The organism is Nostoc sp., from assembly GCF_054880495.1.
Map to the genome: position 1 here is coordinate 1 of NZ_JBTYKD010000194.1, position 14,883 is coordinate 14,883.

The following is a 14,883-nucleotide window of genomic DNA, read 5'->3' on the forward strand; positions in this document are numbered from 1 at the left end:
GACGCTTACACCCAACAAATTTGGGCAAAATCTTCTTAAGTTGACACCAATGAGCATTGCTGTGCCCCTACCGCGTGGTCTATTTACCTGAAAATAGCTCCTTTGGGCATCACTTTGCTCACAAAATCCATAATTGACAACCTTCTTTTTCATATTTTGATGTTAACTGTGTTTCGCTTGCGATCGCAATAGCCAAAATACAAAAAATCTCACGCCTAAACACCAAAACACAACTCTGCATCTGAATGCCTCTACGTGAGATTTACCAGTAAATTATCACTACTCAATTACCTAGCCTACTTTAACCATCGCGCCGCATCTTTAGCATGGTAAGTCAAAATCAAATCTGCACCAGCCCGTTTAAACCCAGTTAAAGTTTCCATAACCACCCGCTCTTCATCAATCCAACCATTGAGAGCCGCAGCTTTCACCATCGCATACTCACCAGAAACATTGTAAGCCGCAACTGGTAAGTTACTCGCTTCTTTCACCCGCCAGATAATATCCATGTATGCCAAGGCTGGCTTAACCATGAGCATATCAGCCCCTTCAGCAATATCCAATTCAATCTCTTTAAGCGCTTCCCTGGCGTTACCTGGGTCCATTTGATAAGTTCTTCTGTCCCCAAATTGTGGTGTCGAGTCTGCTGCATCCCGAAATGGACCATAATAACCCGAAGCATACTTAGCAGCATAAGACATAATCGGCGTATCTTGAAATCCGGCTTCATCCAAACCCACACGAATTGCCTGGACAAAGCCATCCATCATTCCCGAAGGCGCGATGATATCAGCACCAGCGTTTGCTTGAGAAACTGCTGTTTTCTTCAGCAATTCTAATGTTGGATCATTTAAAACTCGTCCTGTTAAATCACCAACTTGCAGATAACCACAATGACCATGACTAGTGTACTCACACAAACAAGTATCAGCAATTACAATCAAATCTGGCACTGCTGCTTTTACCGCCGTCGCAGCTTTTTGGACGATACCGCAATCATGCCAAGCCCCAGTGGCATCCAAATCTTTATCAGCCGGAATCCCAAATAGAATAATCCCAGGAATTCCTAAGTTATAAACTTCTTTTGCTTCTTCGACAATTTTATCTACCGAAAGTTGGTAGACTCCGGGCATCGATTTCACCTCATTAGCGATTCTCTCACCCGGTACGGCAAATAATGGGTAGATTAAATCGCTTGTTGTCAAAACAGTTTCACGAACCATCCGGCGCAGTTGGGGATGAGTCCGCAGACGACGGGGGCGATGTATAGGAAACATAAAATTTTATGAAGAAAAACAACGCAAATGGACACAAAATAAAGCGTCACAAAAGCAGGGTAAAATTTTCCTGCCGTCGGACAGACTACAAACAGTGCTTAACTGTCTTTTGCCCTACTCTTAATCAAGTTGTGGGGCAATTTTGTATTCTACAGCTTGGTTGCACCTATCCGACGGACTGGAAAAAAAACAACATAGGAAGCAATTCAAAATTCAAAATTCAAAATGACGCTCGCGGACTTGCTAACGCTGCGCTAAGAAAATTCAAAATGGTAAGACCCTCTATTGGCAAAAATTGTGGTAATTGGGTGTGTGCAAACTCAAGCCACAACAGCTTAATAAAAAATAACTGACAATTACCAATGCCCCATGCCCCATGCCCATACCCATAGTGTTAAAAAATTCGGAAAATATAGGGATAACGGAAGGGTATATCAGGATTGTTGAAAACTCCGATGAGCGCCCAAATTGTTAATCCCCAGTGCAATAGATATCCCAGACCGGCTAGTGGTCCCAATATTAATAGTGGTAGCACTAACCAACCGAATAGAAAAAACAGTGTTCCTAGAATGAGTGCATAAAGCCAGACATTAAAGTGGAAATTTATCGATTCTCTGGCGTTTTCTTTAACAACAGGATCGTCAGACACGAGCAGTATGGCAATAGGTATACCTACAGATACCAATGTCGTGCTGAAAAAAATGGCTCCATGAGACAAGGCAGATAGAAGCTTTCGCTTGTCTGTGTCGTACATTGCTTTCTCCTATTTAGTCAGATTGTTAGTTATATTACGACCCTATCACGAGCATCGTTGTCTTAAGATTAAAAGACTTGCCAGAGTCCAAAAAAATTAAGTTAGCTAACAAACAAATACACTTATGTCTACTGAACTTGAGTCTGAACTTATTGAAGCGGTTGAACTTCGCCGCAACTTTGCGATTATATCTCACCCGGACGCGGGTAAAACTACACTAACAGAAAAGCTACTCTTATACGGAGGTGCAATTCACGAGGCTGGGGCGGTTAAGGCGCGACGGGCACAGCGTAAGGCTACCTCTGACTGGATGGCGATGGAACAACAACGGGGTATTTCCATTACCTCCACAGTGTTGCAATTTGAATACCGGAAGTGTCAAATAAATTTATTAGACACTCCCGGACACCAAGACTTCAGTGAGGATACTTATCGTACTCTCGCCGCCGCCGATAATGCAGTGATGCTGATTGATGCGGCAAAAGGTTTGGAACCCCAAACCCGCAAATTGTTTGAAGTGTGTAAGTTACGGGGTATCCCGATCTTTACATTTATCAACAAGCTCGATCGCCCAGGCAGGGAACCTCTGGAACTGTTGGATGAAATTGAGCAAGAATTAGGATTGCAAACCTATGCGGTAAACTGGCCTATTGGTATGGGCGATCGCTTTAAAGGTGTTTTTGACCGACACAAGCAACAAATTCACCTGTTTGAACGCAGCGCCCACGGCAGCCGAGAAGCCCGTGATACGATTGTGGAATTAGGTGATCCGAGAATAGAAGAGCAGCTAGAACAAGAACTCTATTACCAACTGAAAAATGATTTAGAACTGTTAGAAGGAGTTGGACCAGAGTTAGATTTGCAGTTGGTACACGAAGGCAAAATGACGCCTGTGTTTTTTGGTAGCGCCATGACTAACTTTGGTGTAGAGTTATTTCTCAACTACTTCCTCGACTATGCCCTGAAACCCGGTTCTCACTATAGCAGTGTTGGCGAAGTTGCCCCTACATACCCGGAGTTTTCGGGGTTTGTCTTCAAACTACAAGCGAATATGGACCCGAAGCATCGCGATCGCGTCGCTTTTATCCGGGTCTGCACTGGTAAGTTTGAAAAAGATATGATGGTGAATCACGCCCGCATTGGTAAACTCATCCGTCTGTCTCGCCCGCAAAAACTCTTTGCCCAAGAGCGGGAATCGATTGATGTGGCTTATCCTGGCGATGTGATCGGTTTGAACAATCCCGGTGTTTTTGCGATCGGGGATACAATTTACACGGGACAAAAGCTCGAATATGAGGGCATTCCGTATTTCTCGCCGGAACTGTTTGCGTCGCTCAGGAATCCCAACCCCTCGAAGTCTAAACAATTCCAAAAAGGCGTTGCGGAATTGCGCGAAGAAGGTGCTGTACAAATTATGTATTCAACTGATGAAGCCAAGCGCGATCCAATTTTGGCGGCAGTGGGTCAGTTGCAATTCGAGGTGGTGCAGTTTCGCTTACAAAATGAGTATGGTGTAGAAACCATATTAGAGTTATTGCCCTACAGTGTCGCCCGTTGGGTTGAGGGTGGTTGGGAAGCATTAGAAAAGGTGGGACGGATATTCAATACCACTACAGTTAAAGACAGTATGGGACGCCCAGTGTTGTTATTCCGCAATGAATGGAATTGCCAACAATTATTGGGCGATCATCCAGAGTTCAAATTAAGCGCGATCGCTCCAGTTTTTTCTAGTCAACAACCAGTGGAGGAATAATTCACTTGACAAGCAAAACTTGAGCGCGGTTGAGTTCCACGGCATCCGAGGTTCGCGCTTTTGCACAAACGTGGATCACTTAGAAGAGATTGGAGTGCCAAAATTTCTATGCCTTCACACGCCAAATCGTCTTTGGAGGCTGGTTTAATTGCCCTCAAGCAGGGAAATTACCAAACAGCGATCGCTCAACTAGAACCGATTGCTAGCAGCCAAAGCAATGCGACTGCTAGCTTACAAGCCCAAGTTGGTTTAGTGATGGCTTATGCTCGCACTGGCGAAGTTTCCAAAGCGATCGCTATTTCCCAAAATCTCATTGAGAGTAACAATCCCCAAGTTCAAGAGTGGGCAACACGCGCTCTCGAACACCTGACAAAACGTAAAAAACCTGATCAAGAATCAAAAAATGTCGAAACTGGATTTGTTACCTTTGATAATTCAACCCCAGTTACCCCCCCGCTAACTCCGACATTAGAGGAAAAGCCAAATGATCAAGTAATAGAAACCAAGAGCGACGACACCCCGGCGATGGTGCCACTAGCTAGACTCAAAGCTACAGTAGCAACACCACTACCACCACCGACTGCGCCCCTAAACGGTTTCATGGGTTCCGTTACCCGCACCCAAGCTAAATTATTCGGGGTTATTTATTGGCGGCAAGCCCAACGCGCCAAAGCATGGCAACCACTACGTAAACCAAAATTAATTCCTTTGCGGCTACTCTCAGTAGGAACATTCATCGCCCTGTTTTGGCTGATCCGGGCAATCGTAAAGTTAGCAATGGGATTTATCAACCAGACTTTAGTCAAATTACCATATTTGGAGCCGTTGCAGCTTTTATACCGCGACCCTACTAAATTGTTGCTAGTAGTATTGGTGATTTTGATCGGACTATCACCTTGGTTGCTGGATCTGCTATTGGCGAAATTGTATGGTCAGCGAGAATTTCCCAAAGATGTATTGAATGCTCATAGCCGCGAAGCCGTTCGGGTGCTACAACGTTGTTGCCAACAACGACACTGGCCGTTACCCAAATTACGGATTTTGCCAATGGCTGCACCAATTATCCTGACCTATGGTAGTTTACCACGTAATGCCAGGATTGTTGTGAGTCAAGGGCTATTAGAACAACTAGCAGATGATGAAATCGCCGCTATTTACGCCACGCAGCTAGGGCATATTGCTCATTGGGATTTTGCTGTGATGTCTTTGTTGCTGCTGGTGACACTACCAACTTATAAGTTATATCAGCAAGTCTCGAAGTGGGGAGACAAAATATCAGGGAAAATTTGGCGATCGCCGCTGACAATTCTGGCTAGTCTAATTTATGGGGTTTGGTGTTTGCTAACTGCGACTGGATTGTGGTTGTCGCGGTTGCGGCTTTATTATAGCGATCGCGTCGCAGCTGAAATTACTGGTAATCCCAATGCGCTAATTCGAGCTTTACTCAAAATTGCCATTGGCATTGCAGCTGATATCGAAAAACAAGAACACACCAGTTGGCAACTAGAAAGCTTAAATCTTCTGACACCAGTTAGCCACCAACAGAGCCTTTCTTTAGGTACTATTGCCAGTAATTTATCTTTTGAATCATTTTTGAAGTGGGATACTGCCAATCCCTATCGCCGATGGTTTACGATTAATAATAGCCATCCGTTAATCGGCGATCGCATTGAACGCCTCTGCCAAATAGCCCGTCACTGGCATCTAGACACCGAAGTACATTTTAGTAGCGTTCCATCAAAGGTTAAGCGTCAGTCTTTCTTATTACAAATCGCCCCCTGGTTGGGAATTCCTCTAGGGCTTCTGTTTGCAGCTTTGGTCTGGCTAACGTGGCAACTAGCATTCGCACTCAAGTTTTTAAATTTAAAGTGGATATATGAAGATTGGTCTTTCATTACAGGCTGCCTTCTGATTGGCTTTAGCATTGGTACAGTGATGCGGATTAATCCTTTCTTCCCGGATATTAAACCTGCCACCGTGCAAACTGACAACAGCTTACCCAATCTGTTATCTGACCCTTCTGCCTTACCCATTGACAGTATCAGCGTGCGTCTTGTCGGCAAATTATTAGGTCGTCAAGGCACTAGCAACTCCCTGGCGCAAGATTTAATCCTCCAATCGAGTGCGGGTTTAGTGAAATTACACCACATTTCTTGGCTAGGACAGTCAGTTAATCACCAGGATATGATCGGTCGGCAAATTATTGTCACAGGTTGGTTCCGGCGAGGAGCAACACCTTGGATCGATATCCAAACCTTGGAAACTCAAAGTGGTAAAACCATTCATAGCCCTCATCCCATTTGGTCTATTTTTTTGGCAGTTGCAGCACAGGCTTGGGGCGCATATGTTTTTCTTACTGGTTAGTCGTTGGGCATTGGTTATTATATTGGACTTTGGACAAATCGCAATGTAAACAAAAGTTGCAGGTTGGGTTCCCAAATGTTACATTTATTTACACAAATCAAAGCAGCCCATGTAACTCCGCAGCACCGCTTAGTTATGAATTCGGATGCTTTTTTTCCCGCTCTATACCATTGATTCTCCCAATAGAGCAGCGAATTAACTAGCCACTAGTTGTTTTTTGTTTGAAATATATACCCATTGGAATAAAAAAATGTGTTTTATGTTACAATACATCATACTAACGTCGGAAATGTATGCGCTAAACTAGCTACCTAGAAGATACCGTGGTAATCTAAAGAATGGTATTTGATTCTGCGAAAAACGGCATCGAAGAAAGCGTTTACTTTAGCAGGCAGCAGGGTATTAAATTTACAATTCTTAGAATTAAGGTGTTATTAGCTCACGATATTGTGAGCCTTTCGATTAAACAAGCTTGATCCCGACGAAAAACTGTATTGTTGTATAGGTTGACAGTTTCGAGCAAAAAAATTGGTTAATGGCAGTCTTGGTCAATAGCATCTATTTAAAAGTCAAAGCTAAATGATTCTTTTCTTGCCTTGCCATGTTCATTCAACTCTGGAGGTATAGTTCATGTCCGTTCGCCTATATATAGGTAATTTGCCTAAAGATGAAATAGATCGTCAAGATCTGCAAGCCGTTTTTGCAGCCGAAGGTGATGCTGTAACTACTAAATTAATTAAAGACCGCAAAACTGGCAAATGCCGTGGTTTTGGTTTTCTTACAGTCAACAACGACGAACAAGCTGACGAAATTATTGAAAAGTATAATGGTCAGATGTTCAAAGACACTCCCATTAAGCTAGAGAAGGCATTACCTCGTATTAAGGGTGAGGAGGGCGAAGAACAAGCTCCTAAACCAGTTACTCTTGCTAGTAGTAGTACCCCCATTCCTAGCCCCACCAGAGGAGAAGGTAGTCGTCGTGAGAAAAGCTCTAAGAAGCCTCGCCGTGGCAGCTCAGGTGGCGCAGGTTCTCGTGAAACTAGCACCACGACTACTGATTCAGACGCTATTCGTCCAGATCCTCGTTGGGCTTCGGAATTAGAAAAGCTGAAGCAGATGCTAGCTGCACAAACTACGAATTAACCTTTAAGGGAGAGAAATTAAAAATTAAAAATCAGAATTTTTTTTGATTTTTAATTTTTAATTTTTAATTATTATCTAGCTGCTTAGTTAAAATCTACTTGCAGCTAATTTTGTAAGTGCGTAGGCGCAGCCCACCTTGTCTACGAGACGCTCCGCATAGCTTGGTTCCACGAAGTGGTACGGCATCGCATTCCTAAATCGTGACAAATTCAGGGTTTAAATTTAAACACAAAGATACGTAGATAATTTACTATTTATTAACGAGATATTGTACTTATAAAAAATTAAGTTTTTATGATTACAGGCATTAAAAAAACCTAGCCGATGTGAATGCGATCGCAGTAATTACAGCACTTTGCAGGTAAATTAAGTACACATCTTAATATGATAAATCTTGTGGGGTGGGCATCCTGCCCGCCCTTGTGTATCTCATTCAGATGAAATGTGCTGTCTCTCGATTTGACAAGTTATAGTCAAGATATATCAAGGTGAACGGTCGGCGCGTAGGCGCAGCCCGCCGTAGGCATCGCTCGAAAGATAATTTACACTCAAGGTAAGACCGATCATTTCCAGCTTCTGTTATGTCCTCAACTCTAGATTCTTTGCCACCTGCGCTTGCTAAAATTGTCCAGCGCTTTCAACGCGCTTCCGAACCGAAGCGACGCTACGAACAGCTAATCTGGTATGCTCAGAAGCTCAATGAGTTCCCAGAAGCTGATAAATTACCCGAAAATAAAGTTCCTGGTTGCGTGTCTCAAGTTTATATCACAGCAGCCTTAAACGACGAAAAGGTTGTATATCAGGGCGATTCCGATTCGCAGTTAACCAAAGGATTAGTAGGGCTTCTGGTTGAAGGATTGGATGGACTAACGCCGACTGAGATTCTACAACTTACCCCAGATTTTATTCAAGCAACAGGTTTAAACGTTAGTCTTACACCTTCCCGCGCTAATGGATTTTACAACATTTTTAAAACCATGCAAAAAAAAGCGTTGGAATGTAAGTTAGACCTACCTAGCTAAAAAGATTAGTACAGATAAATCTCAAAAGTTAAGAGTTATAAGTTAAGAGTGATGAGTTTTCAATTCCTAACTACCAATTTCTAACTCCCAACTCCTAACTCCTAACTCTTAATTCTCACTCTTCATAATAAATTGAGTCTCATGTCAACAAATTTATTATCTACCTCTGCTGCTATTGGCTTTGGTGGAGTAGTTCAAGAATATCTCTGGAATTGGGAAAATCAGCAATTGCGCGTTGTTTATGAAACCCTTGGTAAAGGTTCACCGCTATTGCTACTACCATCTTTCAGCACTGTTTCGACGCGCTTGGAAATGAGCGAACTTGCCAGATTACTAGCTCCCCATTTTCAAGTTGTAGCTATAGACTGGCCTGGATTTGGAGAATCTTCTCGCCCTAGTTTGAATTACCGGCCAGAAATATATCAGCAATTTCTGGAAGATTTTGTCAAAGCTATTTTTAATACTCCTATTACTGCGATCGCGGCTGGTCATGCTGCTAGTTACGTTTTACAATTAGCTGTGAAACAGACTGCTTTCTCACGGATTATATTGTTAGCTCCTACTTGGCGTGGACCTTTGCCGACAATGGGGGCAAGTCAACAGATAGCTGGCATTGTCAGAGAATTAGTGCGATCGCCTATACTTGGTCAAGCTCTCTACAAACTCAACACTACCCAATCTTTCTTAAGTTTTATGTACCGCCGTCATGTCTTTACTGACGCGGCTAAAATTACACCCAGTTTCATTGAGAAGAAGTGGCATACGACTCAACAACCAGGAGCGCGATTTGCATCTGCTGCCTTTGTAACTGGTAATCTCGATGCTGTACACAAACAAGCTGATTTTTTGGAACTTGTGCAGTCTTTAACCGTACCACTTATGGTAGTGATTGGGGAATCTAGCCCCCCCAAATCACGAGAAGAAATGAACGCTTTGGTAGCCTTACCAGGAGTGAAAAGCGTTGTAATTCCTGGTTCTCTGGGACTGCATGAAGAATACCCAGCAGTTGTTTTAGAAGCAGTTCAAGATTTTTTGTTCTCCCCAGAAAATTAAATTCTCACTTATCGATCAAAGTATAATTTTCTGGTTTACGATAATGATTATCATATAGCCAAAAAAGCTTTCTTGGCACGGTGATGCCTATTTGAGTCATATTGGAGTCAATTGAGAAGTGCTATAGCTTCTTGCGGCATTGTCAAGGTACTAACCTGCGACTTCCGAGAAGTCTGTAGATACTTCTGCGGCTACTCTATGAGTTCTCCAAAGGAATAGGTCGGCTTGTATGCAATATTCCTATCAGCCTACGCCAACTTGTGAATATTTATTACTTATTTACAGATCCATAAAATATAAAATGTTTATTGATTAAGTTATGTGACAATTTTGCTGAAACCACAAATAATAGCAAGTTCGCACAAAAATATAAAAAGTCTTATCATGGGTGATAATGATTATCCATATAACAAGAGGCATTTAGAGTATGGTGGCTGACCTAATCAACAATTCAGTTCCCGTTACAGTTCTGACAGGCTATTTGGGAGCAGGTAAAACGACTTTACTCAATCACATCCTCACCTACGAACACGGCAAAAAAGTTGCTGTGATTGTCAATGAATTTGGGGAAGTGGGTATTGATAATCAATTGATTATCGATGCAGATGAAGAAATATTTGAAATGAACAATGGCTGTATCTGTTGTACAGTGCGCGGCGATTTAATTCGGATCATTGGCAATTTGATGAAGCGGCGTGATAAATTTGACCATATAGTAATTGAAACAACTGGACTAGCCGATCCTGCACCAGTGATTCAGACATTTTTTGTTGATGAAGATTTGCAAAGTCAACTGTCTCTAGATGCAGTGGTGACAGTTGTAGATGCCAAGCATATTTGGCAGCATTGGGATGCAGACGAAGCCCAAGAACAGATTGCTTTTGCTGATGTGATTTTACTTAATAAAACAGATTTAGTAGCACCAGAAGAGTTGGATGAATTAGAAAAACGGATTCGGGCAATGAATGCGATCGCAAAAATCTACCGTACCCAAAATTCGGAACTAGGAATAGATGCTTTATTAGGTGTAAAAGCCTTTGATTTAGACCGCGCATTAGAAATTGATCCAAATTTCTTAGGCGAAGATGCCCACGTACACGATGAAACTGTCTTTTCTGTGGCTTTAGTAGAAGCGGGTGCAGTCGATGGAGAAAAACTAAACGCTTGGCTTTCGGAGTTACTGCGTACCCAAGGCCCAGATATCTTTCGGATGAAAGGCATTTTAAATATTGCTGGAGAAGATAATCGATTTGTGTTTCAAGGAGTACACATGATATTTGATGGCAAACCTGATCGCCCCTGGAAACCAAGTGAAACCCCCAAAAACGAACTAGTTTTTATCGGTCGTAATCTTGATGCAGCCCAACTCAAGCAAGATTTTCTCGCCTGTCTAGCATAAAAAACGAGTTAGCAGTTAGGAATGATGATTGATGAGTTAAAAATTCCTAACTTCTAACTCCTAATACCAAATTATTGTGAAATAATTGCCAAGCAAAGGTTTTAGCTTTCTCATTCTATGCAACTTCATACAAAATTGGTATAAACCAGAAAAAGCTGCAAAATAACACACCTTGAAAGGGCTAGTCCTACTGTTGTGACTTGAAGAAGATTTTGGACAGGTTGTCCAACTTTACCTGGCAAAAACCTCCAAAAAATAGCAAAAAAGAAAACTAAGAGAAAAGTTGACGAGTGTCCACTTTCTTGTTAAATTTTTGTGATAATATCCATTTTGTTCTTTCAAATGAAGGATGGCTTTATTCTTCCCTTTTTGGTCGTTTTTATAATCTATGTTTAACCAAACGTCTGAGCGTCTTAAGCAAAATGTTGAAAGGATTATGCAGACGTGGGAGAAGCGGGCGCGTGATGAAGTTGCTGCATCAATGCATCAGGACTCTCTGATGCTACAAAATTCGCTACCTGAGTATCTAAACCAATTGGTGTATGAATTGTCAACGAAGATTGAAAGGACACCAGCGAGAATAAAAAAGGATAAGCTAGAAAGCACTCGGATTGGGAAAAAGCATGGACATGAGCGGGCAGGTTTTGCCGACTACTCGATGACTCAACTCATCTTTGAGTACCACATTCTCCGTCAAGTCATATTTCAGATTTTAGAAGAAGAAGCGGCTTTAGAGGTAAGGGAACGGGATATTATTATCGACTCCATTGAGCAAGCCGTTAACGATGCGGCAACTCAATTTTCCCAGACGCTGCGAGATATTCAAGAATTATTTATTGTGACACTGACTCACGATCTTAGAAATCCACTCAATGTCATAAAAATGGGTACTCACCTGACTTTGCGTCGGCTTGAACAAGGAGACACTCATGCCAATATCGCGGCGAAAATGCTAAAAGCAGTCGAGCGTTTGAATTCGATGATTCAAAATCTGCTCGATGCTAGTCGGCTGCGGGCAGGGCAGAGCTTAAAGTTTGAATTTGAAGAATGCAGTTTAAACAGTCTTGTTCAGGACGTAGTAGAGGACTTAAACTTTGCTTATGGAGAGCGGTTTGTTGTAGTTTCTGATACTGCTATCAGGAGCAATTGCAGCCGTAAAGAGATACAACGGGTAATTGAAAACTTAGCTATTAACGCTGTGAAGTATGGTGCTGCTAATACACCAATTACACTCACGCTTGAACAAATTGAAACGCAGACCAGCCTCACTATCCACAACGAAGGTAATCCGATTTCTTCAGAAGCTCAATCAATCTTATTTCAACAATTTCGTCGAACCATCTCTGCTGAGGATCAAACAGGATGGGGGTTAGGATTATTTTTATCAAAGAGTATTATCGAGGCGCATCAGGGGACGATTGAAGTTGAAAGTGCCGAGGGCAAGGGGACAAGCTTTATCATTAAGTTGCCTAAATTTTGAGCAGGTAATGTCTGTCTCTTCTTACAACTTTATCTTGGAAGATCTATTCTATGCAGCTTCATATTAAATTGGTATAACTTATAATTCCTAACTTATGTATAAAATATGAACTCCACAACCAGCAAATCTAAAGAATTTGAACAACACTATTCGGGGACACTTTCAGATTATGTAACTGCGATCGCTTGGTCGCCACAAGGTAAAACTTTAGCAGCAACTTCCGCCGCCGGGGAAGTAGTTCTGTGGAATGATGGCGAACTCACAACTTTGCAAACTGGTAACGGTAAATCAGTAGATTGTCTAGCCTTTTCGCCAGATGGGAAATTTTTAGCCGTTGGCGGACAAGATGGACAGGTGAAAATTTGGCGTGACACTGAATTAATCGCCACGTTGTCAAATGCCCCTGCATGGGTTGACAAGCTAGCTTGGAATTACACCAGTAACCAACTGGCTTTTAGTTTGGGGCGTTACGTCCAAGTCTGGGATGCAGATTCTCATGAAATTGTGGTGACGCTGAATTTCGATAACTCTTCAGTATTGGGTATAGATTGGCGCATTGACGGACAGTATTTAGCTATTAGTGGTTATAAGGGAGTCAAGATTTGGCATAGTCAAGACTGGGATGAAGAACCATACAGCTTAGATATGACTACTGTCAGCGTTGCTATGGCTTGGTCGCCTGATGGGAAATTCCTCGCTTCTGGCAATATGGATCGTAGTGTCACGGTTTTAGAATGGAACAACCCCGACCCTTGGGTGATGCGTGGCTTCCCTGGTAAAATTCGCCAATTGGCATGGTCAGAAGCTACCACAAAAGTGGGTACGCCAATACTGGCATCTTCTAGCGTTGAAGGTATTGTGGTTTGGGAAAAGCTAGAGGATGATTCTTTGGGTTGGGAAGCGCGAGTTTTAACTAATCATGTGGGTGTGATCAATGCGATCGCTTTTGCACCCAAAAGCTTCCTTCTCGCTTCTGCTGCGGCTGACGGCTGGTTATGTTTGTGGAACAAGGCCAAGGAAGTATCCCAAATTATCACAGGTGTCTCAGCAGGATTTTCTAGCCTAGCTTGGCATCCCCAAGGCAAGTTACTGGCCGCCGGCGGTGAACAGGGTGAATTAATTGTATGGTCAAAGGTTTTGCGGGGTCAAGGATTCGGGCGGAGTTAAAATAATTCGTAATACTTCTCTACCAGAGGCTGCGCCAACGGCTGCGCTCAGTAGTTAAAAGGGCGGTTAGAAACCACGTCTACACAGGCAAAACCCACACTTCGACAAGCTCAGTGACCGCCTTCGTGGGTTAAATCAACCTTAATTTTCTCTTAGCCCACGGAGGTGGGCTTTGTTTGTGTAGCCGCGAATTCCATTCGCCCTCGCTTCTTGGCGATCGCCATCTATACTCAAGCTGTTAAGCTCTTGGTGACATACCGAGACTGATGCAAGCATACAGTATAGGATTCTCAGAGACTCTTCATTGAAGACATAATTTGAGCTTTGTTTTGAGTCCACGTCATGCCCTGCCGCAGACTATGAATTTCCTACCTTGTACCCTACAAGTTTTACTGTCCTAGATAATTGCTGGCTGTCTTGCAAAGTTTGGCGGGACGGAAACCGACACCACCAACTTTGCGCTATTTGCGCTATTGGACAAACTTGTTTTGTAGTTACTTGTATTACTTAAGATGTGCCCACTTACTTTCATGCTGTGCAACGGAGTCGCTTACTAATGATCATAATGCCACTAGACAGAGGCTTTTCAGACACCTATGCGGGTGAAGCAATGTAACATATTTGTTCGTTTCCTCCACGTCTTTTTCTTTTGCTATCGCATTGTTCAAGCATACAGTCGTCAACTCACGCGCATTCATGAGCCAGCACTGTAGACGGGTTTCCCGTCGCAGGTGTCTGGCATCCCCACACTTCTAAGAGTAAGATGTGGGACTTCTGCTGGAAAAGTTAAAAGAGCTAGTCCGGGGATTAGAAAACTTGCTAGAGTGAACAGAGTTAGCCTTAATGTCTAATCGCCAAAACCTATACATCTCATGGATTTTGCTAATATTGCATCCCAGCTGAACGCTGGAACGATTTTGCCAGAGGGGATTGTTATTCTCACCCTCTTGGGGGTTTTGATTGTTGATTTGATTTTAGGGCGTACATCCGCACGCTGGATTGGATATCTAGCGATCGCAGGTTTATTTGCTTCGATTGCCGCCCTATATTTTCAATGGGACTCTCATAATCCCATCGGTTTTACTGGTAGCTTTAATGGTGACGACCTGAGTATCGTCTTTCGCGGGATTATTGCCTTGTCTGCGATCGCGACTATACTGATGTCAATTCGCTACGTTGAGCAGAGCGGCACCCCTTTAGCCGAATTCATCGCTATTTTGCTGAGTGCTACTTTAGGAGGGATGTTTTTATCCGGGGCTAGTGAGCTGGTGATGATTTTCATCTCCCTAGAAACCCTGAGTATTTCCTCTTATTTGTTGACAGGTTATACCAAGCGTGACCCCCGCTCCAATGAAGCGTCGCTGAAATACTTGTTAATTGGAGCTTCCAGTACGGCAATATTTTTGTACGGTGTATCACTGCTGTATGGATTATCTGGAGGACAAACTGAATTAAGTGCGATCGCTAATGG

At 42.9% G+C, this 14,883-nt stretch carries 14 protein-coding genes; 10 read left to right on the forward strand and 4 right to left on the reverse strand.

All coding sequences use genetic code 11. The features are described 5' to 3' along the window. Positions 1-118 precede the first annotated feature (118 nt). Complete coding sequence (locus ACYTXL_RS18495; RefSeq protein ID WP_461926020.1) at positions 119-241, reverse strand: hypothetical protein; 123 nt, start codon at positions 239-241, stop codon at positions 119-121. 55 nt (positions 242-296) lie between these two features. After that, entirely contained in the window at positions 297-1,277 is a 981-nt protein-coding gene (gene hemB, locus ACYTXL_RS18500) for a porphobilinogen synthase (protein WP_461926021.1), read from the reverse strand. An 8-nt stretch (positions 1,278-1,285) separates the two neighbouring features. On the opposite strand from hemB, the gene ACYTXL_RS18505 reads away from it, so the two are divergent. Further along, entirely contained in the window at positions 1,286-1,630 is a 345-nt protein-coding gene (locus ACYTXL_RS18505) for a hypothetical protein (protein WP_461926022.1), read from the forward strand. A gap of 41 nt (positions 1,631-1,671) precedes the next feature. On the opposite strand, the gene ACYTXL_RS18510 is transcribed toward ACYTXL_RS18505, so the two are convergent. Further along, entirely contained in the window at positions 1,672-2,031 is a 360-nt protein-coding gene (locus tag ACYTXL_RS18510; RefSeq protein WP_461926023.1) for a DUF4870 domain-containing protein, read from the reverse strand. 124 nt (positions 2,032-2,155) lie between these two features. Between ACYTXL_RS18510 and prfC the strand changes: the two genes are divergently transcribed. From prfC to ACYTXL_RS18550, 8 genes are all read left to right on the forward strand, one after another. Next, positions 2,156-3,784 (forward strand): peptide chain release factor 3, encoded by a 1,629-nt coding sequence (gene prfC / locus ACYTXL_RS18515; protein WP_461926024.1) that lies wholly within the window; start codon positions 2,156-2,158, stop codon positions 3,782-3,784. Between the two features lie 108 nt (positions 3,785-3,892). Continuing rightward, positions 3,893-6,148 carry a M48 family metalloprotease gene (locus tag ACYTXL_RS18520; RefSeq protein WP_461926025.1) on the forward strand — a complete coding sequence of 752 codons (2,256 nt, stop codon included), beginning with the start codon at positions 3,893-3,895 and terminating at the stop codon, positions 6,146-6,148. A gap of 630 nt (positions 6,149-6,778) precedes the next feature. After that, the gene (locus ACYTXL_RS18525; RefSeq protein ID WP_461926026.1) at positions 6,779-7,291 is read left to right on the forward strand and encodes an RNA recognition motif domain-containing protein; all 513 of its coding nucleotides are present in this window, start codon (positions 6,779-6,781) and stop codon (positions 7,289-7,291) included. Positions 7,292-7,872: 581 nt separating this feature from the next. Then, positions 7,873-8,313, forward strand: a complete 441-nt coding sequence (locus ACYTXL_RS18530) for a SufE family protein (RefSeq protein ID WP_461926027.1) — start codon at positions 7,873-7,875, stop codon at positions 8,311-8,313. A 141-nt stretch (positions 8,314-8,454) separates the two neighbouring features. Continuing rightward, positions 8,455-9,366 (forward strand): alpha/beta fold hydrolase, encoded by a 912-nt coding sequence (locus tag ACYTXL_RS18535; protein WP_461926028.1) that lies wholly within the window; start codon positions 8,455-8,457, stop codon positions 9,364-9,366. 427 nt (positions 9,367-9,793) lie between these two features. Beyond that, entirely contained in the window at positions 9,794-10,765 is a 972-nt protein-coding gene (locus tag ACYTXL_RS18540) for a CobW family GTP-binding protein (RefSeq protein WP_461926029.1), read from the forward strand. 388 nt (positions 10,766-11,153) lie between these two features. Beyond that, complete coding sequence (locus tag ACYTXL_RS18545) at positions 11,154-12,245, forward strand: sensor histidine kinase (RefSeq protein WP_461926030.1); 1,092 nt, start codon at positions 11,154-11,156, stop codon at positions 12,243-12,245. 105 nt (positions 12,246-12,350) lie between these two features. Next, positions 12,351-13,412 carry a WD40 repeat domain-containing protein gene (locus ACYTXL_RS18550; RefSeq protein WP_461926031.1) on the forward strand — a complete coding sequence of 354 codons (1,062 nt, stop codon included), beginning with the start codon at positions 12,351-12,353 and terminating at the stop codon, positions 13,410-13,412. Positions 13,413-13,553: 141 nt separating this feature from the next. Here the strand turns inward: ACYTXL_RS18550 and ACYTXL_RS18555 are convergent, their stop codons facing one another. Continuing rightward, positions 13,554-13,688, reverse strand: coding sequence for a hypothetical protein (locus tag ACYTXL_RS18555; protein WP_461926032.1), 135 nt, complete (start codon positions 13,686-13,688; stop codon positions 13,554-13,556). Between the two features lie 596 nt (positions 13,689-14,284). Between ACYTXL_RS18555 and ACYTXL_RS18560 the strand changes: the two genes are divergently transcribed. Then, positions 14,285-14,883 (forward strand): proton-conducting transporter transmembrane domain-containing protein (locus tag ACYTXL_RS18560; RefSeq protein ID WP_461926033.1); only part of this gene is annotated, 599 nt, incomplete at its 3' end.

Coding starts and splice junctions, on each gene's coding strand:
- ACYTXL_RS18525 (WP_461926026.1), top strand. CDS start 6,779: ATGTCCGTTCGCCTATATATAGGTAATTTGCCTAAAGATGAAATAGAT.
- hemB (WP_461926021.1), bottom strand. CDS start 1,277: ATGTTTCCTATACATCGCCCCCGTCGTCTGCGGACTCATCCCCAACTG.
- ACYTXL_RS18520 (WP_461926025.1), top strand. CDS start 3,893: ATGCCTTCACACGCCAAATCGTCTTTGGAGGCTGGTTTAATTGCCCTC.
- ACYTXL_RS18510 (WP_461926023.1), bottom strand. CDS start 2,031: ATGTACGACACAGACAAGCGAAAGCTTCTATCTGCCTTGTCTCATGGA.
- ACYTXL_RS18540 (WP_461926029.1), top strand. CDS start 9,794: ATGGTGGCTGACCTAATCAACAATTCAGTTCCCGTTACAGTTCTGACA.
- ACYTXL_RS18555 (WP_461926032.1), bottom strand. CDS start 13,688: ATGCTTGCATCAGTCTCGGTATGTCACCAAGAGCTTAACAGCTTGAGT.
- ACYTXL_RS18535 (WP_461926028.1), top strand. CDS start 8,455: ATGTCAACAAATTTATTATCTACCTCTGCTGCTATTGGCTTTGGTGGA.
- ACYTXL_RS18530 (WP_461926027.1), top strand. CDS start 7,873: ATGTCCTCAACTCTAGATTCTTTGCCACCTGCGCTTGCTAAAATTGTC.
- prfC (WP_461926024.1), top strand. CDS start 2,156: ATGTCTACTGAACTTGAGTCTGAACTTATTGAAGCGGTTGAACTTCGC.
- ACYTXL_RS18495 (WP_461926020.1), bottom strand. CDS start 241: ATGCAGAGTTGTGTTTTGGTGTTTAGGCGTGAGATTTTTTGTATTTTG.
- ACYTXL_RS18550 (WP_461926031.1), top strand. CDS start 12,351: ATGAACTCCACAACCAGCAAATCTAAAGAATTTGAACAACACTATTCG.
- ACYTXL_RS18505 (WP_461926022.1), top strand. CDS start 1,286: ATGAAGAAAAACAACGCAAATGGACACAAAATAAAGCGTCACAAAAGC.
- ACYTXL_RS18545 (WP_461926030.1), top strand. CDS start 11,154: ATGTTTAACCAAACGTCTGAGCGTCTTAAGCAAAATGTTGAAAGGATT.